This window comes from Mesorhizobium sp. B2-1-3A, assembly GCF_006442655.1.
GTDB lineage: Bacteria > Pseudomonadota > Alphaproteobacteria > Rhizobiales > Rhizobiaceae > Mesorhizobium.
On sequence record NZ_VFWK01000006.1, the window covers coordinates 61727 to 82842 of the forward strand.

The 21116-nt window shown below is 63.1% G+C and carries 17 protein-coding genes; 8 read left to right on the forward strand and 9 right to left on the reverse strand.

Annotated features, from left to right (window positions below; genetic code table 11):
* Window positions 1–173: 173 nt before the first annotated feature.
* From folD to FJ977_RS24880, 4 genes are all read left to right on the forward strand, one after another.
* A complete protein-coding gene (gene folD / locus FJ977_RS24865; RefSeq protein WP_140774826.1) occupies window positions 174–1073 on the forward strand; it encodes a bifunctional methylenetetrahydrofolate dehydrogenase/methenyltetrahydrofolate cyclohydrolase FolD in 900 nt (299 codons plus the stop codon).
* 28 nt (window positions 1074–1101) lie between these two features.
* Entirely contained in the window at window positions 1102–2100 is a 999-nt protein-coding gene (locus tag FJ977_RS24870; protein ID WP_140775208.1) for a GlxA family transcriptional regulator, read from the forward strand.
* 202 nt (window positions 2101–2302) lie between these two features.
* Entirely contained in the window at window positions 2303–3685 is a 1383-nt protein-coding gene (locus tag FJ977_RS24875) for a tetratricopeptide repeat protein (RefSeq protein WP_181180056.1), read from the forward strand.
* 86 nt (window positions 3686–3771) lie between these two features.
* A complete protein-coding gene (locus tag FJ977_RS24880; protein ID WP_140774828.1) occupies window positions 3772–5433 on the forward strand; it encodes a VWA domain-containing protein in 1662 nt (553 codons plus the stop codon).
* A gap of 65 nt (window positions 5434–5498) precedes the next feature.
* Here FJ977_RS24880 and edd read toward each other — a convergent pair whose 3' ends face one another.
* The 3 genes from edd to zwf form a co-directional block, all read right to left on the reverse strand.
* Window positions 5499–7322 (reverse strand): phosphogluconate dehydratase, encoded by a 1824-nt coding sequence (gene edd, locus FJ977_RS24885; protein WP_140774829.1) that lies wholly within the window; start codon window positions 7320–7322, stop codon window positions 5499–5501.
* A 70-nt stretch (window positions 7323–7392) separates the two neighbouring features.
* The gene (gene pgl, locus FJ977_RS24890; RefSeq protein WP_140774830.1) at window positions 7393–8109 is read right to left on the reverse strand and encodes a 6-phosphogluconolactonase; all 717 of its coding nucleotides are present in this window, start codon (window positions 8107–8109) and stop codon (window positions 7393–7395) included.
* Complete coding sequence (zwf, locus tag FJ977_RS24895) at window positions 8091–9560, reverse strand: glucose-6-phosphate dehydrogenase (RefSeq protein WP_140774831.1); 1470 nt, start codon at window positions 9558–9560, stop codon at window positions 8091–8093. The genes pgl and zwf overlap by 19 nt, the downstream gene beginning before the upstream one ends.
* A gap of 309 nt (window positions 9561–9869) precedes the next feature.
* On the opposite strand from zwf, the gene FJ977_RS24900 reads away from it, so the two are divergent.
* Both FJ977_RS24900 and FJ977_RS24905 read left to right on the forward strand, forming a co-directional pair.
* Window positions 9870–10616 carry an SDR family oxidoreductase gene (locus FJ977_RS24900; protein WP_140775209.1) on the forward strand — a complete coding sequence of 249 codons (747 nt, stop codon included), beginning with the start codon at window positions 9870–9872 and terminating at the stop codon, window positions 10614–10616.
* An 87-nt stretch (window positions 10617–10703) separates the two neighbouring features.
* Window positions 10704–11990, forward strand: a complete 1287-nt coding sequence (locus tag FJ977_RS24905; RefSeq protein ID WP_140774832.1) for a Mur ligase family protein — start codon at window positions 10704–10706, stop codon at window positions 11988–11990.
* Window positions 11991–12120: 130 nt separating this feature from the next.
* On the opposite strand, the gene FJ977_RS24910 is transcribed toward FJ977_RS24905, so the two are convergent.
* From FJ977_RS24910 to FJ977_RS24920, 3 genes are all read right to left on the reverse strand, one after another.
* Window positions 12121–12975: an SH3 domain-containing protein gene (locus tag FJ977_RS24910; protein ID WP_244735243.1), complete on the reverse strand. Its 855-nt coding sequence runs from the start codon at window positions 12973–12975 to the stop codon at window positions 12121–12123.
* 376 nt (window positions 12976–13351) lie between these two features.
* On the reverse strand, window positions 13352–14638 hold the full coding sequence (locus tag FJ977_RS24915; RefSeq protein ID WP_140774834.1) for an FAD-binding oxidoreductase: 1287 nt from the start codon (window positions 14636–14638) through the stop codon (window positions 13352–13354).
* Window positions 14639–14781: 143 nt separating this feature from the next.
* A complete protein-coding gene (locus FJ977_RS24920; protein ID WP_181180057.1) occupies window positions 14782–16218 on the reverse strand; it encodes a glutamine synthetase family protein in 1437 nt (478 codons plus the stop codon).
* Window positions 16219–16365: 147 nt separating this feature from the next.
* On the opposite strand from FJ977_RS24920, the gene FJ977_RS24925 reads away from it, so the two are divergent.
* Window positions 16366–17082 (forward strand): HAD family hydrolase, encoded by a 717-nt coding sequence (locus tag FJ977_RS24925; protein WP_140774836.1) that lies wholly within the window; start codon window positions 16366–16368, stop codon window positions 17080–17082.
* Window positions 17083–17092: 10 nt separating this feature from the next.
* On the opposite strand, the gene FJ977_RS24930 is transcribed toward FJ977_RS24925, so the two are convergent.
* From FJ977_RS24930 to aceA, 3 genes are all read right to left on the reverse strand, one after another.
* Entirely contained in the window at window positions 17093–17500 is a 408-nt protein-coding gene (locus FJ977_RS24930) for a response regulator (protein WP_246683349.1), read from the reverse strand.
* Window positions 17501–17777: 277 nt separating this feature from the next.
* On the reverse strand, window positions 17778–18020 hold the full coding sequence (locus FJ977_RS24935; RefSeq protein WP_006202762.1) for a hypothetical protein: 243 nt from the start codon (window positions 18018–18020) through the stop codon (window positions 17778–17780).
* A 56-nt stretch (window positions 18021–18076) separates the two neighbouring features.
* Window positions 18077–19366: an isocitrate lyase gene (gene aceA / locus FJ977_RS24940; RefSeq protein WP_140774838.1), complete on the reverse strand. Its 1290-nt coding sequence runs from the start codon at window positions 19364–19366 to the stop codon at window positions 18077–18079.
* 237 nt (window positions 19367–19603) lie between these two features.
* Between aceA and FJ977_RS24945 the strand changes: the two genes are divergently transcribed.
* Complete coding sequence (locus FJ977_RS24945) at window positions 19604–21052, forward strand: XRE family transcriptional regulator (RefSeq protein ID WP_140774839.1); 1449 nt, start codon at window positions 19604–19606, stop codon at window positions 21050–21052.
* Window positions 21053–21116 lie beyond the last annotated feature (64 nt).

Below are 21116 nucleotides of genomic sequence, written 5' to 3' on the forward strand. Positions count from 1 at the left end.
TACGTGGTCGAGGCCGAACAAAAGCAACCCGGTTTCGCGTAAACGGCATCGGACGGCGTTTTGGCGGGATTGCGTGGTGGGATTTTCGTGACAATGCCGCGCTGCATGTTGCCGGCGCCGCTGCGTTGTGTTCCCGAAAGCGGCGTTGGACGAAACAGTGTTGAGGATGGTTCATGGCCGAAGTGATTGACGGAAAAAGCGTCGCCGAGGATGTGGTGCGGACGGTCAAGACCCTGACTGCCGAACTGGTCGCCAAGGGTAAGGCCAAGCCCGGTCTGGCCGTGGTCATCGTCGGCGAGGATCCGGCGAGCCAGGTCTATGTCGCCTCCAAATCCCGCACCGCCAAGGAATGCGGCTTTCATTCGCTGCAGCACACGCTGCCGGCCGAGACCTCTGAGCAGGCGCTGCTCAAGATCATCGCCGAACTCAACGCCGATCCGGCCATCAACGGCATCCTGGTCCAGCTGCCGCTGCCTGCCCATATCGACGCAGGCAAGATCATCCAGGCTATCGCGCCTCAGAAGGACGTCGACGGGTTCCATTTCATCAATGTCGGCAAGCTCGGCACCGGCGAACTCGACACGGCCTTTGTTCCCTGCACGCCCGCCGGCTCGATGCTTCTGATCGAGCGCGTGCGCGGCAAGGATCTGTCCGGCCTCAACGCCGTCGTCGTCGGCCGTTCCAACATCGTCGGCAAGCCGATGGCCAATCTGCTGCTTGCCGCCAACTGCACCGTCACCATCGCTCACAGCCGCACGAAGGATCTGCCGGCGCTGGCCCGCACGGCCGACATTCTTGTCGCCGCCGTCGGCAGGCCGGAAATGATCAAGGGGGATTGGGTGAAGCCCGGCGCCACCGTCATCGATGTCGGCATCAACCGCATTCCCGCGCCCGAGAAAGGCGAGGGCAAGTCGCGCCTGGTCGGCGACGTCGCTTATGCTGAGGCGGCCAGGGAAGCCGGCGCCATCACCCCGGTGCCCGGCGGTGTCGGGCCGATGACCATTGCCATGCTGATGGCCAATACGTTAGCTTCCGCATACCTTGCGGCCGGATTGAAACGGCCCTCCTTCTGAGCCCGGGTTGACCCTGAAAGCCGCAGCTTTGCCGAACCCCTCTGTTTCCCAGGAACGGCCGGTCACGAGTGATCCCGTTCAAGGTGGCCGGCAGTTCGCCTTTCTGCTGGTCGACAAGTTCTCCATGTTCTCGCTGGCCGCGGCGATAGACACGTTCCGTTCGGCGAACCGTCTGCTCGGCCGCGATTTCTATGGCTGGACCACGGTCTCGGCCGACGGCGATCCGGTGATGGCCTCCAACGGCCTGCCGCTCAAGATCGACTACAGCGTCGCCGACCTGCCGCCGGTCGACATCCTCTTCGTCTCGGTTGGCCTGACGACGGAATTTCCAGGCAAGAGCAAGGTGCTGGCGGCCCTGCGCAGCTGGGGCCGGCGCGGCAACGCGCTCGGCGCGCTGTCGGTTGGTTCCTACCTGCTGGCCGAGGCCGGACAGCTCGACGGCTACCGCTGCACCATCCATTGGGAAAACCGCGCCGGCTTCATGGAGCGCTTCCCCGACATCAACTGCACCGGCAATGTCTTCGAGATCGACCGCAAGCGCTACACCTGCGCCGGCGGCACCACCTCGATCGACCTGATGCTGGAGATCGTGCGTGGCGATTTCGGTTCGAACCTCGCCAATGGCGTCGCCAACCAGTTCCAGCACGAGCGCATCCGCTCGGCCGGGGACCGCCAGCGCGTCGGTCCGGAGCGCGACCTGACCGGCAAGTCGGAGAAGTTGAGGCGCATCGTCGAACTGATGGCCGACCATCTCGACGAACCCTTGTCAGCGGTGCAACTCGCCAAGTCGGCGGGTCTATCGGTGCGCCAGGTGGAACGCCTTTTCCTGCGCCACCTCAATGTCACGCCTGGCCGCTACTATATGCGATTGCGGCTGGAGCGGGCGCGCGAATTGCTGCGCCAGACCAATATGCCGATCCTCGACGTGGCGATCGCCACCGGCTTCACCTCGCATTCCTATTTTGCCCAGAGCTACCGGCTGCAGTTTGGCCGTCCGCCTTCCGAGGAGCGCCGCACCACCTACTGAGCCGCCTGGAAGGCAGCTCGGACTTCCCCCACTTTTTCGCCGGGTTGAAAACCGCGATAGGCCAAGCAATGCTGCCCGCCGGCGGGAGCCGTCGGTCGGCATCGAAGCGTTGATGTCGATGGCGATGATAGCTCGCCTTGGTGTTGGAGGGCATCAGGCGAAAGCGGGCAGATACGGGCGTTAGGGGACAATGGGGCTGGTCTTGGCAAACAAGCGCGATCGTCGCCTTCGCGATTGGAAGGAAATCGCCGCGTTCTTCGGACGTGACGAACGCACGGTGCGGCGTTGGGAGCGACAGCGCGGGCTGCCCGTGCACCGCATTTCCGGCGGCGCCAGAAGCCTGGTGTTTGCCTATACGGACGAGCTTGAGGCGTGGCTGCGTGGCGGTGAGCCGGTCGTATCCGACAACGTCGAGCCTCCGGGCGAGGAACCGGTCTTGCCGCCCTCGGCTACGACTGCCCCAGGCGTTTCGGCCCGGTTTTCGAGATGGACCCAAACCTCGCTGCTGGCGCTCGGCGCGGTCGGATTGGTGTTGCTCGCGGTTGCCGGCACCCTCGCCATGCAACGTGCGGATGCGCCTCCGGCACGGACTATCTACCGGCCCGATTCCCGGGTCCAGGATCTCTACCTCGATGCCGTCTATCATCTCGGTACCCGCCAGGCGGACGGCTTCACCCATGCGATCCAGCTGCTGACCGAGGCGACGACGCTCGACCCGAACTATGCCGATGCCTATGTCAAGCTTGCCGAGGCCTACAACACGGTCAGCCAGTTCACGCTGATGCCGCCGAACGAGGCCTATCCACGCGCCGTCGCCGCCGCCGAGCGGGCGATCGCGCTCGATCCCGACAATGCCGGTGCCTATGCCGCCCTTGCCTTCACCACCTTCTACTGGGCGAAGGACTTTCCGAGATCGAGGGAATTGTTCGAGCGCGCGATCCGGCTCGATCCGAACGCGGCCCAGACCCATCACTGGTACGCCTTGACCCTGATGGTGACAGGCGAGACCGCCGCGCCCTTGGCCGAGATAGGCAAGGCGCAGCAGTTGAATCCGGAATCCCGCGCCATCATCGCCAACAAGGCGCTCATCCTGTTTTATGCCGGGCGCGCCGACGATGCCGTGATGATCCTGCAGCAACTGGCCAAGGCCGAGCCGAATCTGCGCTCCGCGCCCGAATATCTGGCCACCATCTATCTCGATCAGGGCCGCTTCACCGATTTCCTGCGCGAATACCGGCGCGCCGCCGAGATCGCCAACAACAGTGCCCGACTGGCCATAGCCGACGCCGCCGAGAAAGGTTTGCGCGAAGCCGGCGGCCAGGGCCTGTTGTCGGCCATGTATGCCGAGCAAATACGCCAGTATGAAAGAAACCTGGAGCCCGCCTACAAGGTGGCGGGCACGGCGGCGATGCTCGGGCGTTATGACGACGCGATCCGCTACCTCGAAGAGGCGATGCGGCGCAAGGAGGACGACATGCTGGGCATCCGCATAGAGCCTTCCTTCAAGGGATTGCGGTCCGATGCCCGATACCGCGCCATCGTCGAGCACGAAGGCTTCAGGCCGGCTCCACCGGTTGGCGCCTGAACGAGGTGGCTGCGTCCGGGCTTGTGTCGCGACGCGCGCTCAAATAGTTTTGGGCCTCGGGCGGGGCGGCTACTCAGGAGATTTTGATGGTGGGACTTGCACGGAGCATCGCTGCGGCGATCCTCCTTTTGTCGATGACGACGTTTGGCTTCGCCGCCAACAAGGTCATCATCATTCTCGATGCTTCCGGGTCGATGTGGGCGCAGATCGACGGCAAGCCCAAGCTCGAGATCGCCAGGGAATCGCTGAGGACCGTGCTCAAATCGGTTCCCGCCGACGACGAAATAGGCTTCATGGCCTATGGCCATCGCGAAAAAGGCAGCTGCGATGATATCCAGCTGATCGTGCCGCCCCAGGCGGGCTCGGCAAGCGCCATCACGGACGCCGCCGACAGTCTGAAATTCCTCGGCAAGACGCCGCTGACGGCGGCCGTCAAGCAGGCAGCCGAAGCGCTGAAATACACCGAGGACAAAGCGACCGTCGTCCTCATCACCGATGGGCTCGAAACCTGCGGCGGCGACCCGTGTGCGCTTGGCAAGGAACTCGAGGCGTCCGGCATCGACTTCACAGCCGACGTCGTCGGCTTCGGCCTGACCGCCGATGAAGGCAAGCAGATCGCCTGCCTCGCCGACAACACGGGCGGCAAGTACATCCAGGCCTCCGACGAGAAGGCGCTGCAGGAAGCGTTGGTCGAAACCGTCGCTGCACCGGCTCCTGCGCCGGCCCCCGAACCAGCACCGGCTCCCGCGCCGGAACCGAAGGCAGCCGAGGTCGACTACAACCTCATCCCGCAAGCGTTCTTGAAAGAGGGCGGCGAGGTGCCGAAGATCGATGTCTACTATGAAATCTTCAAGGATGACGCCAAGGGAAGCGGCGGCGACCATGTCGACTCCGGCTACAACGTCGTCAAGTTCCATCTTGCTGCCGGCAACTACATCGTCGTCGCCTCGAGTGGCGCCGCCAAGGCGGAGCAGAAGGTTTCGCTGACAGCCGACAAGGCAACGGAGCTGGCGCTCAATCTGAACGCTGCGCAGATCTCCATCCACGCCCGGCCGGCCCCTGGGGCCGATGTCGACCGCAATGCGCAGATCAGCATCGCTTATCCCGGCGGCACGTCGGACGCCAACTACGGCGAGGTCAAGTACGTCGTTCCGGCCGGCGAGACCAAGGTCACGGTGAAGCTGGGAGCCGGCGAGGCGAGCGAGACCATGCAACTCGTCGCCGGCCAGGTCGTCGATAAGGATATCATCGTCGGTGTCGGCAAGGCCAAGGCCAACGCCTTCTACACGCAAGGCGGCGAAAAGGCCGAAACCGATGTGGGTTGGAAGGTTTACAAGGCGGCCAAGAAACTCGACGGCACCCGCGATCAGGTGACCTACGCCTACGGCCCCGACAGCCAGTTCGACCTGCCTCCTGGCGACTATGTGATGGGCGTCGATGTGCAGGCCGTGTCCACGGAGCAGCCCTTCAGCGTCACGGTCGGGCAGATGACCGATGTCAACGTGACGCTGAACGCAGGCGTCCTGGCCGTCGACGCGCCCGGCGCGGATGGGTTCAAGATCTTTGAGGCCAAGAAGAACATCCAGGGCGAGCGCAAGCAGGTGACCTACGCCTATGGAGAGAAGATGCAGACCACGCTGGCGGCGGGCGACTACGTGCTCGTAACCAATTTCACCACCGACAAGGCCGACAAGGAGACTCCCTTTACGGTCAAGGCCGGCGAGCGCAGTGAACTCAAGGTCGAATAGCTCCGGCAGGATAAGCAAAAAAAGGGCGGCTCAAGGCCGCCCTTTTCATTTGGGCATGAGAAAGCTCAAGCCGTTCCGAAGGCGCTGGCGCCGTGGTCGGCACGGCCCACCATCTGGCGGAAGCCGGCGAAAAGCTCGCGGCCGAAACCGAACTCGTTGCCGATGAGATCGACTTCGGCGGTGCGGCGCAGTGCGAACTCGGTCCCTGGCACCAGCACTTCGAGCGTGCCGGCGTCGGCGTCGAGGCGGATGATGTCGCCGTCATGGAGCCTGGCGATCGGCCCATCCTCGACCGCTTCCGGTGTCACATGGATCGCCGCCGGCACCTTGCCGGAGGCGCCCGACATGCGCCCGTCGGTGACCAGTGCGACGCGCTGGCCGCGATCCTGCAGGATGCCGAGCACGGTGGTCAATTTGTGCAGTTCCGGCATGCCATTGGCCTTCGGCCCCTGGAAGCGGATGACGGCGATGAAATCGCCGGTGAGCGTGCCGGCCTTGAACGCATCGTTCAGGCCCTGCTGGCTGTCGAACACCTTGGCCGGCGCCTCGATGATACGTCGTTCCGGCTTGACGGCGGAAGTCTTGATGACAGCGTGGCCGAGATTGCCAGCCAGCACCTTCAGGCCGCCGGTGGGCTGGAAGGCCTTGCTGAATGGCGCCAGCACCTTTTCGTCACCGCTGGCGCGCGGCGAAGCCTCGCGCACCACGGAGCCATCGGCGCCGAGCTTTGCTTCGACGGCGTAGGGCCGCAGGCCTTCGCCCCACACCGTCTGCACGTCCTCGTGCAGGACGCCTTCGTCAAGCAGCTCGCGGATCAGGAAGCCGAGCCCGCCGGCGGCATGGAAATGGTTCACGTCGGCAAGCCCGTTCGGATAGACGCGCGCCAAGAGCGGCACCGCTTCCGAGAGGTCGGAAATGTCCTGCCAGGTCAGTGCGATGCCGGCCGCCGCCGCCATCGCGATCAGGTGGATCGTGTGGTTGGTCGAGCCACCGGTTGCGTGCAGGCCGACGACACCATTGACGATCGAGCGCTCGTCGATCATCCGCCCGACCGGCGTATAGGCATTGCCGAGCGCGGTGATCGCCAATGCCCGCTTCGTAGCCTCGCGGGTCAGGGCCTCGCGCAACGGCGTGCCAGGATTGACGAAGGAGGCGCCCGGCGTGTGCAGGCCCATGATCTCCATCAGCATCTGATTGGAGTTGGCCGTGCCGTAGAAGGTGCAGGTGCCCGGCCCATGGTAGGATTTGGACTCGGCTTCCAGGAGTTCGGCGCGTCCCGCCTTGCCCTCGGCATAGAGTTGGCGGACCTTGGCCTTTTCATCGTTGGGCAGGCCTGTCGTCATCGGCCCGGCCGGGATGAACACAGCCGGCAGATGGCCGAAGGTCAGCGCCGCGATCACCAGGCCCGGTACGATCTTGTCGCAGACGCCGAGAAAGACGGCGGCGTCGAACATGTTGTGCGACAGGCCGACCGCTGCGGCCATGGCGATCACGTCGCGTGAAAATAGCGACAGCTCCATGCCGGGCTGGCCTTGTGTCACACCATCGCACATCGCCGGCACGCCACCGGCCACCTGGGCGATGCCGCCGGCCTCGCGCGCTGCCTCCTTGATCAGGGCGGGGTAGGTCTCAAAGGGCTGATGCGCCGACAGCATGTCATTATAGGAGGTGATGATGCCGAGATTGGGCACCTTGTCGGCACCGAGCGCCAGCTTTTCCGAAGGACTGCAGACCGCGAAGCCGTGGGCGAGGTTGCCGCAGGACAGCACCGAGCGGTTGGCGGTCTGGTTCGACGCTTCGGCTATACGGCCGAGATAGCGCTCGCGGCCCGGTCTGGAGCGCTGGCGGATCCGCTCGGTGATGGCTTCGATGTCGCGTCTTGCGGTCATGGCGGTCGGTCCTTTCAGGCGAGGTCCCGGAAACATCCTCCCGCCGTTGCCGGGACCACTAAACGTAAAATCAGGGCGCCCAGAAAACCTCTACGGGCATGGGGGCGGCATCGAGCACGGCGCGGATTGGCTTTCGCGGTCCGGGCGCGACCGCGCCGTCGAAGGCAGTGCGCTTGTCCTCGCCCTCGATGTGCAGCGCGATGAAGCCGGCATCGATGATGCGCGCGAGCGTCAGCGTCAGCCGTGGTTCGCCCGCACTGGCCGCATGAACCGGCAGGATGATCCTGTCGGAGGCCGGGTCGAGCAACCTTGCCAGATCGTCGGCATCGGGAAAGAACGAGGCGGTGTGGCCGTCCGGCCCCATGCCGAGCACCACGACGTCGAGCGGCCAAGGCAGGGATCGCAGTGCCGCATCGTCGGATGCGGCGGCATCCTCGATGCCTGATGCCTCATGGTAGAGCGGCACGAAGCGTGCTGCCTTGGCCGCGTTCTGCAACAGATTGGCGGCCACCAGCCCGGCATTGGAACGCGGCGAGGAGGCCGGCACGAAACGCTCATCGACGAGCGTCACGATCACCTTGTCCCAGGCGATCGGCGCCACCGAAAGCGCGGCAAAGAACTTCGCCGGCGTTGTACCGCCGGAGACCGCCAGCACCGCCGTGCCGCGTTCGGCTATCGCCCCGGCCAGGCGATCGGCCACACGGCCGGCCAGCGCCGCCGCCAGATGCGGACGGTCCGGGAAAGCGTTCCAGTTGTAGCTGGCGCTGTTCAATTGCTCTCGTGCCATGTCCGCCCGTCACGTTCGATCAGCGCTATCGAGGCCGACGGCCCCCAGGTGCCTGCCGTATAGCCCTGTGCTTCCTGCTTGGCGCCTTCCCAGGCATTTTGGATCGGGTCGATCCACTTCCATGCCGCCTCGACTTCGTCACGGCGCATGAACAGCGTCTGGTTGCCGCGGATGACATCCATGATCAGCCGTTCATAGGCATCGGGCGCACGGCCATCGAAGGATTGCGCGAAGCTCATGTCGAGCGAGATCTGCCGCAGCCGCATGCCGCCGGGGCCTGGATCCTTGATCATGATGAACTGCTTGACGCCTTCATCGGGCTGCAGCCGGATGACCAGCTGGTTGGCGAAGATCGGCCCGGCGCTGTCGCCGAAGATCGAATGCGGGATCGGCTTGAACTCGATGACGATCTCCGAAACCCGGGTCGCAAGCCGCTTGCCGGTCCTGAGGTAGAACGGAACGCCCGCCCAGCGCCATGTGCCGATCTCGGCCTTGATGGCGACGAAGGTCTCGGTGTTGCTGTCCTTGCCGAGCTCCTCGACATAGCCCTTCACCGGTCCGCCGGCGGACGCACCCGCGCGATATTGGCCGCGCACCGTGTGCTTTGGCGCCTCGTTGCCGTTGATGCGCTTCAGCGCCCGCAGCACCTTCAGCTTCTCGTCGCGCACGGCGTCCGCGTCCATCGACGACGGCGCCTCCATGGCGACGAGGCAGAGCAGCTGCAGCATGTGGTTCTGCACCATGTCACGCAGCGCGCCGGCCTTGTCGTAATAGGTGACGCGGTCTTCCAGGCCGACCGTCTCGGCGACGGTGATCTGCACATGGTCGATATGGGCGGAGTTCCACAGCGGCTCGTAGAGCGCGTTGGCGAAGCGCAGCGCCATCAGGTTCTGCACCGTCTCCTTGCCGAGATAGTGGTCGATGCGGAAGATCTGGCTTTCGTGGAAGTCGTCGCCGACCAGATCGTTGAGCGCCTGCGCCGAGGCAAGGTCGCGGCCGATCGGCTTCTCCAGCACGATGCGCGAGTTCGGCGTGATCAGCTTGTGCTCTTTGAGTTTGTGCGAGATATCGCCGAACAGCGCCGGCGCAACGGCGAGATAAAAGGCGCGGATGCTGTCGCTCTCGCCGATCGCCTTCTTAAGCTTGTCGAAGCCCGCACCGCTCGTCGCATCGGCCGAGACGTAGGAAAGCCGCGCCAGGAAGGTCTTCAACTCCTTGGCGTCGATATCGGCCGGCTTGACGTGATCGGAGATCGCCTGGCTAGCGAAAGCCCGGAATTCCTCGTCGCTCATCTTCGAGCGCGAGGTGCCGATGATGCGCGTCGGCTCGGAGAATTGATGGTCACGCTGGCGGTAGTAGAGCGACGGCAGCAGCTTGCGTTCCGACAGGTCGCCGGTGCCGCCGAAAATGATGAAGTCGAAAGGGTCGACGGGAATGATCTGGCTGGTCATGGTCTGTCCGCTTTGACGCCGGTCGCGAGTACGCGGCTGATATATTCTAATCGATTTAAATTTTCCAGTGCCATGGTGTCACATCAGGGACCAATCGCACGATATTGATTGGCTCCATATGTGCGCTTGACACTGGCGCTTGCCGGAGGCTTGTCGGTGGACGGAGACTCCGGAAGCTTTCGCAGTTGCAGCATAGAACGTGAATGTGACGAAAGCTAAGGGAGAAATGGCGCGCTGTCTGTTGCCGCATGGGCCATGGCGGTCGGCCGTCTTATTAATTCCGGGAAGACATCAATGAGCGGGAAAAGCATGCGTCTGGAAAACAAGGTTGCCGTCATCACCGGCGCGGCATCGGGATTTGGCGAAGGCATGGCCAAGCGCTTCGCGCAAGAGGGTGCCAGGGTGGTTGTCGCCGATCTCAATGCCAAGGGCGCCGAGCGCGTCGCCAATGAAATCGGCGAGGCGGCGATCTGGACGCAGACCGACGTTTCGCTGCGCTCCGAGTTCGACGAGATGGTCTATGCCGCAAAGAGCGCCTTCGGCCGCATCGACATCATGGTCAACAATGCCGGTTACACCCATCGCAACGGCGACATGCTAAAGGTCGACGAGGACACTTTCGACCTGATTACCGCTGTCAATATGAAGGCGATCTATCACGCGGCCCTTGCCGTGGTGCCGATCATGGACCGGCAAGGCGGCGGCGTCATCTTGACCACGGCCTCCACCGCGGGCCTGCGGCCGCGGCCCGGCCTCACCTGGTACAATGCTTCGAAAGGCTGGGCGATCACCGCCACCAAATCGATGGCGGTGGAGCTGGCGCCCAAGAACATCCGCGTCAACTGCCTCTGCCCGGTCGCCGGCGAGACCGGTATGCTGGAGAAATTCATGGGCGCCGACACCCCCGAGATCCGCGAGAAATTCCGGGCCTCGATCCCGCTCGGCCGGCTTTCGACCCCGCTCGATATCGCCAATGCCGCGCTCTGGCTGGCATCGGATGAAGCCGCCTTCATCACCGGCGTGGCGCTGGAGGTCGATGGCGGCCGCTGCATCTGACCTGATTTGCGCTATGCATGGCTGTGGTTTGACTTGATCATCCGCGAGAAGGCATAAGCTGAGAGGCTTGGGAAATCTGGCGGCGCCATGAATGCGAAACTGCGGAAAATCCGCGAAAGCCTGAGGCAGCGCCTGATGGCTTACAGGGCAGGGCGCGCCCGCTCTAAAAGCAACGCGACCTTCATCGGCATAACCGGTAGCTCTGGCAAATCGACCGCGACGGCGCTGCTTGGGCACATATTGGCCGGCCATGGTTCGGTCCATGTTCAACTTCTTTTCCATTCGCTGAAGATGCTGTCGAGGATGCTTTCGCGCCGGATCGGCGGCGTGAACTACGTCGTCGTTGAGGTGTCAGCGTCGGCGATCAATTCCATCAAGCCGATGGCAGAAATGTTGCGGCCGCATGTCGCTATCGTCACCATGGTCCGGCTTGAGCATGTCTCCAGTTTCAGAACCCTGGAGAATGTCGCTCACGAAAAAGGCGCACTCGTCGAGGCGCTGGAACCGGGCGGCCTCCCCGTGCTCAATGCCGATGATCCCAATGTGCTGGCCATGGCATCGGGAAGAGCACAACGCTTCGTCACATTCGGCGAGTCCGAATCGGCCGACTACCGTGTCACCGAGGTCAGTGCCGGCTATCCCCGCATGCTCAGCTTCAAGTTACACTGGCGCGGCGGCACGCTCGACCTCAAAACCCCATTCCCAGGTGAGCATTTCTGGCTGCCGACGGCCGCGGCCGCGACTGCGGCCCTCGAACTTGGAGTGCCTCCGCAAACAGTGAGGGACAGGATCGAAACGTTCCAGCCCGTGGAAAACCGGTGCCAGGTGATCACCCCCGAGGGCGGGCCGCACTTCATCGTGGACTCTGTCAAGGCGCCTTGGCATTCGCTACCCCTTGCATTGGATATGATGGCAAGATCTACCCTTGGCCAAAAGCGGATCGTGCTTGGCCAACTGTCGGACTTTACCGATTCGAACGCAAAGTATGCCCGCGCCTACAAAAGCGCGCGTGGGATCGCGAACCAGGTGATCTATGTTGGCGAGCATGCGCATCGCTCGAAGGCCAGCCAGGCCGATCGCGACACCGGCCGCTTCGTCGAATTGCGCACGCCGAAAGAGGTCTCGGATTACATCAGGCAGACGGCAGTGCCTGGCGAGTTGATCCTGTTGAAGAGTTCTTCCAATCTTCATCTGGAACGCGTCCCGCTCGCCTGGACATGCGATGTTCAGTGCTGGGTACCGGTATGTGGCAAAACCGAGGGATGCCAGCAGTGCGGCCTCTATGGAGTGCCCTTCGAACAACATCGGGAGTTTGTAAGGCAACGCAAATCGGCGCGTCGCCTGCGGCGTTTCCGGCGGCTCTTCAGCCGATGAGCTTGTATCGATCAGGCTCCGGAGAAATCCGTAACGACTTGAGACGTCGAGCGGCGCCATCGAACCCTGCAGGCTCACAAGTAGCAAGGCAGCAGGCGTCGCTTTGGGCGGTTGCCTGGCGGTTTAAGCCTCACGCGCCGGGCTTGATGTAGCTCTTGTAGACCCAGCCGTGCTTGCCGTTGTAGACGATCTCGCACCACTGCTTGCAGCCCATCAATTGCACTGAAGTCCGGGCGGGCACGGTGCCGATGGGGGTAGCCCCCTTCTTCGGGGCATTGCGCATGGTCACAGCCCGCAGCACGCGGCCGGTGCCTGCCGCCGCCACCTTTCGCGGCTTCGCTTTGGCCGCGCCATCGTCGCCTTGTGCATTCGCGGGTTTTTGTTCCGGCACTTGCGGCTGCGTCTCGGGGATGGCAGCGGTCCGCGCGCCATCGGGTTTGCCGCCATTCGCAGACGGCGCTGGCGCGGCAACCTTGGCAAGCTCGTTAACGGCATCGGTACTGGTTGACGGCTGCGCGAACGCCACTGCCTTGCCCGCCGCCGGCTCGGCCTGGTTGGCCGTTTGATTGGGGGCGGTGGAGGCGGAAGCGGGCTTCGGCTGTGCCTCGGTCCAGCGGGGATCGTTGGCCGCAAGCGCCTGTATGCTTGCTTTCGCCGGCGCTGCGGTCGATGAAACCTGATCGGACTTGCGAGCCGGCACGACCGCCGCGGCCACCGTGGTTCCGGCGGGGACGATCTTCGTCGTCTTCACCGGAATGGCCGGAATGCTCTGTTCCTGGCTGGCGGCTGCCTGCCGCTCGCTCGTCGGCAATGCCAGCCAGAGCGCCACCGCGGCGACGCCAAGCAGCGCGGCGGTGCCAACCGCGGCAATCACCAGATGCGAGTTCGAACGGACTTCCTGCCAGAAGGACGGCCGCATGTCGTATCCAAACTGCATGGCAAAGCGCCGACGTTCCGGCGCACCGAAACTGAAGGGCTCTCTCACTCTCGCCACCTCCATAAGCGGGCCAATGTTCTTTCGATCGGTACCGGAAGTCCGGCGTCTGATCGGCATCGGTCCCTAAATCAACGCGGGCAAGCCCGCAGCAATCCCCGAATAATCGCCCAGAAGCGGGAACCTTTCACCCGCGATTGTGGCATCAGTACGCCATTATAAGGGATTCTGCGCCATTGCCGGCATTTCCGCAATGTGCCGCTAGGGCACAAATGTTACAATGAATATTACAATATTACATGGGGTCGTGATGGCGATCCGATCCCGCATGAGGCGCGTCGCGCCGAAACGGATTTCAGGCGACGCGCTTCACCCCTTACTTTGTGGATGTTGTTCTCCCAAACCTGGAGTCAGTTTTGGGGGGCAACTAGATCCTGTCGCGAAGCGCGAACCAGTTGAGCGCCAGGAAAAGCAGGGGCGTACGGAAACGGCGGCCGCCCGGAAATGGTGGAATTTTCAGGTCCTCGATCAGCTTCAGCCGGTTGCGGTTGCCGGCAACGGTCTCGGCATAGAGTTTGCCGAAGAAGTTCGACAGCATGACGCCGTGGCCTGAATAGCCCCCAGCCGAGATCACATTGGGCATCACTTCGCGCACGAACGGTTTCCTCGGCACTGTGATGCCGACATAGCCGCCCCAGCCATGCGTGATCTCGATATCCTTCAATGCCGGATAGAGCTCCACGATCTGGCGGCGGATATGGATGTGGATGTCCTTGGGGTCGTTGACGCCATAGACTTCGCGTCCCCCGAACAACAACCGTCCATCCCTCGACTTGCGGAAATAGCGCACGACAAAGCGGGAATCGTCGACCGCTTCGCCGCCGGGCAGCACTTTCAAGTCCGCCCCCAAAGGCACGGTCGCACCGATGAAGGAGCCGATCGGCATGATGTGCGCCGCACTCACCGGTTCGAGCGTGCCGCCATAGGCGTTGACCGCGATCAGGCATTTCTGCGCTGTCACGGTGCCTCTTGGCGTCGAAACCCTGACCTTGCCGCCGGTCGAAACAATGCCGGTCGATGGTGTCCCTTCGAACAGCTGCGCGCCCGCCTGCGCCGCCACCCGCGCCGTGCCGATCACCAGCTTCATGGGATGGATATGGCCGGTGCCGGTGTCGCGTGTGCCGCCGAAATAGGCGGTCGAGCCAAGCCGCTCCGCCGTCTCCTTGGCATCCATGAATGAGATGTGCGGATAGGAGAAACGGCTGGCCATGATCTCCGCATGCGCCTTGTAATCGTCGACATAGCGAGGCTTGTGCGCCACGGAGAGCTGGCCCGGCATATAATCGATATCGATCTGGTTGGCGGCGGCGAATTCGATGAGATGCGCCTTCGCCTCCTCGGCAAGATCGAACAAAGCTCTGGCACGGGACAAGCCGTACTCCGCCTCCAGGTCTTCGGCCCAGGCGCGCTGGCCGGTGCCGAGCTGCCCGCCATTGCGCCCGGAAGCGCCGTCGCCGAAGCGATACGCCTCGATCAGAACGACATTGGTTCCAGCCTTGGCTAGATGTGTCGCCGCCGACAGCCCGGTAAAGCCGCCGCCGATGATGACGACATCGCAGGCCCGGTCGCCGTCGAGCACCGGGTATTCGGGTCTAGGTCCCGCCGTGTCTTCGTACCACGAGCGGCCGGGAGAAATGGGGGATTGGTAAGACATGGTATTGTGAAGACTCGGGTGTTCGGAGGACGGTGCAGCCGATGGTGAGTAGTGAGTAGTCAGTAGTCAGTAGTCAGTAGTGAATAGGCTAGTGATAAGTCTACTCACTACTCACTACTCACTACTCACTACTCACTCAATCATCACACATTCAGCAACAAATACTCCCGCTCCCACGGGCTGATCACTTCCATGAAGGTCTCGAATTCCGCCCGCTTGATCGCTGCATAGGTGGCGGCGAAGGACTTGCCCAGCAATGCGCAAAGCTCCTCATCGCCCTCGAACAGGTCGACTGCTTCGAGCAGGCTGCGTGGCAGGTCGATCTCGTCCGCATTGGCGGTCGTCAGCACCGGAGGCTCGGCCTTGATCTTCCTGGTGATGCCGATCAGCCCGCAGGCAAGCGATGCCGCCAGCGCCAGATAGGGATTGGCGTCGGAGGACGGGATGCGGTTTTCGACGCGTCGCGCCGCCGGGTCGGAGCGCGGCACGCGGAACGCGGTGGTGCGGTTGTCATAGCCCCATTTGTTGTTGACCGGAGCCGAAGCCGCCTGCGTCAGCCGACGGTAGGAATTGACATAGGGCGCGAACATCACCAGCGCGTTCGGCACGTGCTTTTGCATGCCGCCGATGAAATGGAAGAACTCCTCGGTTTCCGAGCCGTCCTCGGCCGAAAAGATGTTCCTGCCTGTCTTCTTGTCGACGATCGACTGATGGATGTGCATGGCCGAACCCGGCTGGCCCTGGATCGGCTTGGCCATGAAGGTCGCGTAGATTTCATGCTTGAGCGCGGCTTCGCGAATGGTGCGCTTGAACATGAACACCTGGTCGGCGAGCTCGATCGGGTCGCCATGGCGCAGATTGATCTCGAGCTGGCCAGCGCCCTCTTCATGAATGAGCGTGTCGATCTCCAGCCCCTGGCTTTCGGAGAAATGGTAGATGTCGTCGATCAGTTCGTCGAACTCGTTGACGCCGGCGATCGAATAGCCGGCGCCGCCGCCGATTGCGCGCCCCGAGCGGCCTACGGGCGGGGTCAGGGGATAGTCCGGATCCGGATTCTTGCGCACCAGGTAGAATTCGATCTCGGGCGCCACCACCGGCCTCAGCCCAAGCTTGTCGTAGGCTGCAAGCACGCGCTTCAACACATTGCGCGGCGTGAATTCGACCGAGCGGCCATCCTGGTGGACGAGGTCGCAGATGACGGCCGCCGTCGGGTCTTCTTCCCACGGCACCACCGTCAGTGTCGAAAGATCCGGCATCAATTTGAGGTCGCCGTCATCCTCGGGATAGTGGAAGCCGTTGCCATCTTCGGGATAGCCGCCGGAAATCGTCGTCATGAAGACGGCCGAAGGCAGCGCCAGAGAGGTGTTGGAGGTGAATTTCTTCGACGGCATCATCTTGCCGCGTGCCACGCCTGCCTGATCAGGCGTGATGCATTCGATATCCTCGATGCCGCGCCATTCCAGCCATTCGCTGACTTCCTTCCAGTTCTTCACACCACGCAGGTTTTTCACGAAGGCAGGCGTGCGAGCCCGTCCTCCGCGGCTCGACGGACGGACTTCCTTTTTTGCAGGCGGCATCATTCACCAGATTGGGTTGCGGATTTCGGAGTATAGCCGTGCCCCACTGTGGAAGGGAAGGGGAGCCGCTGCCGGCATTTGCCGCCGCGGTTGAAAATCGTGCCCGGCTCGGCTTAGGCTCAGCCTGTCCCTGAACTCAAGAACTCGACGATGCGAACCAGTAGTGAAGTGACCACGATAGGATTCGACGCCGACGACACGCTTTGGCAGAACGAACAGTTCTTCCGCATGACGGAGAAGCGCTTCGCCGCCATGCTTGCCGACCATGGCGAGGAGAAGCAGATCTCGGCTCGATTGCTCGAAGCCGAACGGCGCAACCTTGCCGTTTATGGCTTCGGCATCAAGGGATTTACGCTGTCGATGGTCGAGACGGCGATCGAGGTTACCGACGGACGGGTCCCGGCTTCGGTCATAGCGCAGATCCTCGATGCCGGCCGCGAGATGCTGAGCCACCCGATCGAGGTCTTGCCGCATGTGCGTGAGACGGTGGAGAAGCTCGCCGGCGCATACCGCCTCGTGATGATCACCAAGGGCGATCTCTTCGACCAGGAGCGCAAGCTGGCTGGCTCCGGCCTCGGCGACCTGTTCGATGCGGTCGAGATCGTCAGCGACAAGAACGCCGCCACCTATGCCCGCCTCTTCAGCCGCCACGGCGACGGTCCGGCAAAGAGCATGATGGTTGGCAATTCGCTGAAGTCGGACGTGGTGCCGGCCATCGAGGCCGGCGGCTGGGGTGTCCATGTGCCGCACGAGCTGACCTGGGTGCTCGAGCATGTCGAGGCGCCGGTCGCCGACCCGCGATTCCGCCAGATATCCGACCTTGGGCAATTGCCCGAACTGATACAAGACATCACGAAGCGAGATTGATCGCGCTTGGCTAGCGCCTGATCAGGCGATCGATCACCGGTTGCAGCCGTTCGGGCGTGATCGGCTTCGCGACCACGACGTCGATCACGCTCGGCAGGCCCAGGCTTTCCGGCGTGCCATTCTTGGTTGAAAGCAGGATGACGGGAGGCATCGATTTGCCCGAGGCCCGCCGCAACGTTTCGATGCCGGACATCAGATTGTCGCAGTCCTTGTTGTCCGCGCCGCCGTCCAGGACAATCACGCTCGGCACAAGTGTTCGCAAGGTCTTCGCCGCCATGTCAGGCGATTCCGAGATTGGCCTGAGCCCGGATCGCTCGACGATCTTCGACACCACCACACGATTGATCGGCGATTTCCCGACAACAAGCGCTTGCGGGGGACTGCGGATCGTTTCGGCGCTTGAACCCTGGGTCACCAGATTCGGACGTTTTGCGGTCTCGTCCTTGCTACTCACTGGGCACCCAAGTCGGCCAAGAAGCTCGCCCCTATTTCAATGCAGAGTTGAAATCTGGGTGACAATTGGCGTGAGATCGCACCCCATGTCAAGTTGAAATAAAAGACCTTGGAGACGCCTCCTCCAACAGTGGAGTCAAGCAATAGTACTGTACTGTCCTGTCCACGCATTGGTTGCATAAAAATAGAATTCACCTGCGCATACGCTGCGCAGGTGAGAGGTCGGTTGCAACGATTGCCGGTCAGCCATGGCTCTGTTGTGTGACGATCACCGGGATCAGCAGATCGCCCCAATTGCCGTCGCCGCCATGGTGCCTGGCCGAGCGCACCAGCTCCACCGAGACGCCCGCCTCGACCGCCTTCATCACCGACTGGTTGAGCCTGTGCAGATCGTTGGCGAGCATGCGGATCGTCGCCTGCTGATCGACGCTCATCGTGGTCGATTGCTCTTCCGCCCGTTCCTTGACGCGGCTTATCGATGCCATTGGTCTTCTCCCGTTTCTGAGCCCTGCTGGGCGTTTCCTCTGTATTTTCCGACCCGCTATTCGGCGGCCGGCTTGAATTGTGCGTGCTCGGTCGATTCATGCATGGCGGTGGTCGACGACTTGCCGCCGGTGATCGCCATCGACACGGCGTCGAAATAGCCGGTGCCGACCTCACGCTGGTGCTTCGTGGCGGTGTAGCCATTGGCCTCCGCGGCGAACTCGGCTTCCTGCAACTCGGAATAGGCCGCCATCTGCCGCGCCTTGTAGCCACGCGCCAGCTCGAACATGCCGTAGTTGAGCTGGTGGAAGCCGGCCAGCGTGATGAACTGGAACTTGTAGCCCATGGCGCCGAGTTCCTTCTGGAACTTCGCGATCGTCGCGTCGTCGAGATTCTTCTTCCAGTTGAACGAGGGCGAGCAATTATAGGCGAGCAGCTTGCCCGGATGGTGCTTGCGCACGCCCTCGGCGAACTTCTTGGCCTGCGCCAGGTCCGGCTTGGAGGTTTCGCACCAGATCAGGTCCGCGTACGGTGCATAGGCGACGGCCCGCGCGATGCATGGTTCGATGCCGTTCCTGACCTGGTAGAAGCCTTCCACCGTGCGCCCGGCATCGTAGTCGACGAAGGGCTGGTCGCGCTCGTCGATGTCGGATGTCAGAAGCTTGGCGGCTTCCGCGTCGGTACGCGCCACGACGAGCGTCGGCGTGCCCATCACGTCGGCCGCGAGCCGCGCGGCGTTGAGGTTGCGAATATGCGCGGCGGTCGGGATCAGCACCTTCCCGCCGAGATGGCCACATTTCTTTTCCGACGCCAGCTGGTCCTCGTAATGGACGCCGGCGGCACCCGCCTCGATGAACGCCTTCATGATCTCGAAGGCGTTGAGCGGCCCGCCGAAGCCGGCTTCCGCGTCGGCGACGATGGGCGCGAACCAGGTCTCGACCGAAAGCCCGTTGCCCTCGGAGGTCTCGATCTGGTCGGCGCGCTGCAGCGTCCGGTTGATGCGCTTGACCAGCTCCGGCGCGGCATTGGCCGGATAAAGCGACTGGTCGGGATACATCGCCGAGGCGGTGTTGGCGTCGGCCGCGACCTGCCAGCCCGACAAGTAGATCGCCTTCAGCCCGGCGCGCACCTGCTGCATCGCTTGGTTGCCGGACATGGCGCCGAGCGCGTTGACGAAATCCTCCTCGTGGATCAGCTTCCACAGCCGGTTGGCACCCATTTCGGCCAGGCTCTGGCGGATCTGCACCGAACCGCGCAGCCGCTTCACATCCTCCGGCGAATAGGGGCGTTCAACGCCGTCGAAGCGACCTTCAGGCGCCGAGGGAACGAGGTTGTAAAAATCAGTCATGGGTCACTCCGAAGGATTGCTGTACTTTGTCCGCGCACCAATCTTTTGGCGAGCTGCGATATGACTGAATTTACATTGCGGCGCAAAATCAGCTAGAAAAATCAGCAATTACAGCCGGAGATAAGGGAAAATCTGTGTTGTGTTTGACAGACAGCCGCTGTAAATTTGTCATACTTGTAAAACCTGTGAGCGATGAATTATCGCGAATGCCGTGTAAATTCCTGTCAAGGACAGTCGATGGCTGACCAGAAGATTTTCGCGGGGCCGCGCATTCGCCGCATCCGCAACGCCAAGGGCCTCACCCAGACGGCTATGGCCGAGGGGCTCGGCATCTCGCCGTCCTATCTCAACCTTATCGAGCGCAACCAGCGGCCGCTGACGGTGCAGCTGATCCTGAAGCTGGCCTCCGTCTACAAGGTCGACCCGCATGAGCTGCAGGGCGAGGCAAGAGGGTCGGTCGCGGCCTTGAAGGAGGTGTTCACCGATCCGCTGCTGGTCGGCGAATTGCCGGGAGATCAAGAGCTGATCGAACTTGCCGAGGCGGCGCCCAACGCGTCGGCCGCGGTAATAAAACTGTTCCGCGCCTATCGCGAGCAAGCCGAGCGGCTGTCCGACCTCAACGAGCTTCTGGCGCGCGAGGGGCGGGCGACAGCGCTTTCGGGCGCCCGCTTGCCGATCGACGAGGTGCACGAGACCTTCGAGCGGCGGCCGAACCATTTCACGACACTCGAGGAAGAGGCGGAGGCGTTCACCGCGGTGCTCGATCCCGGCGATGACCTGTTCGGTGCCTTGAAGGCCTGGCTGAAGCGCGAATACGGCATCGTCGTCAAGGTTCTGCCGGTCGCCACCATGCCGAACTGGCGCCGCCGCTACGATCGCCATTCGCAGCGCCTGTTCCTGTCGGAGCGGCTGTCGCCGTTCGACCAGTTGCGCGAAGTGGCGATGGAAGCCTGCCTGATCCGCATGACGGTCGCGGTCGCCGGTCAAATCCAGGCGCTCAAGCTGAGTACGGACGAAGCCCGTCGCCTTGCCCGCTTCGAACTCGGCCGCTATGCCGCGCATGCGCTGATGATGCCCTATCAGGCCTTTCATGCTGCCGCCGTCCGCGCGCGCTACGACATCGACGTCCTTCGCTCGCGCTTCGGCGTCTCGTTCGAGCAGGCGGCGAACCGGCTGACGATGCTGCAGCGGCAGGGCGCACTTGGCGTGCCGTTCTTCATGCTGGAGGTCGACAATGCGGGCAACCGCTTTCGCAGGGCCGGCAGCCAGGGCTTTCCGCACAGCCGCTTTGGCGGCGGCTGTCCGAAGCTGCCCGTGCACGTTGCCTTCACCCAGCCCGGCCAGGTTTTCGTCGAAGCGGTGGAAATGCCCGATGGCGCCGAGTTCTTGTGCCTCGCCCGCACGCTGGAGGGGCCGCAGGGCGCATTCTCGGAGCGTCCGCGCCGCACTGCGCTGCTGCTCGGTTGCGACATCGGCTTTCGCGACGACATCGTCTATGGCGCGGCGCTGCCCGGAGCGGCCGCCGCCGGAAAGTCGGGAGCAGGCGCCGTCGTGGCGACGCCGGTCGGACCCGCCTGCCGGCTTTGCGAGCGCGTCGGCTGCCTGGCGCGTGCCGAACCGCCGGTGACACGCCCGCTCGGTCTCGACGAGATGGTGACGGGCCTGAGCGCCTTCGACTTCCAGTAACGCGGCAGCAAAGGTGCCATAATCGTCGCCTGTGTCTGGATCACCCGCGGCTCAAGTCCTTGCG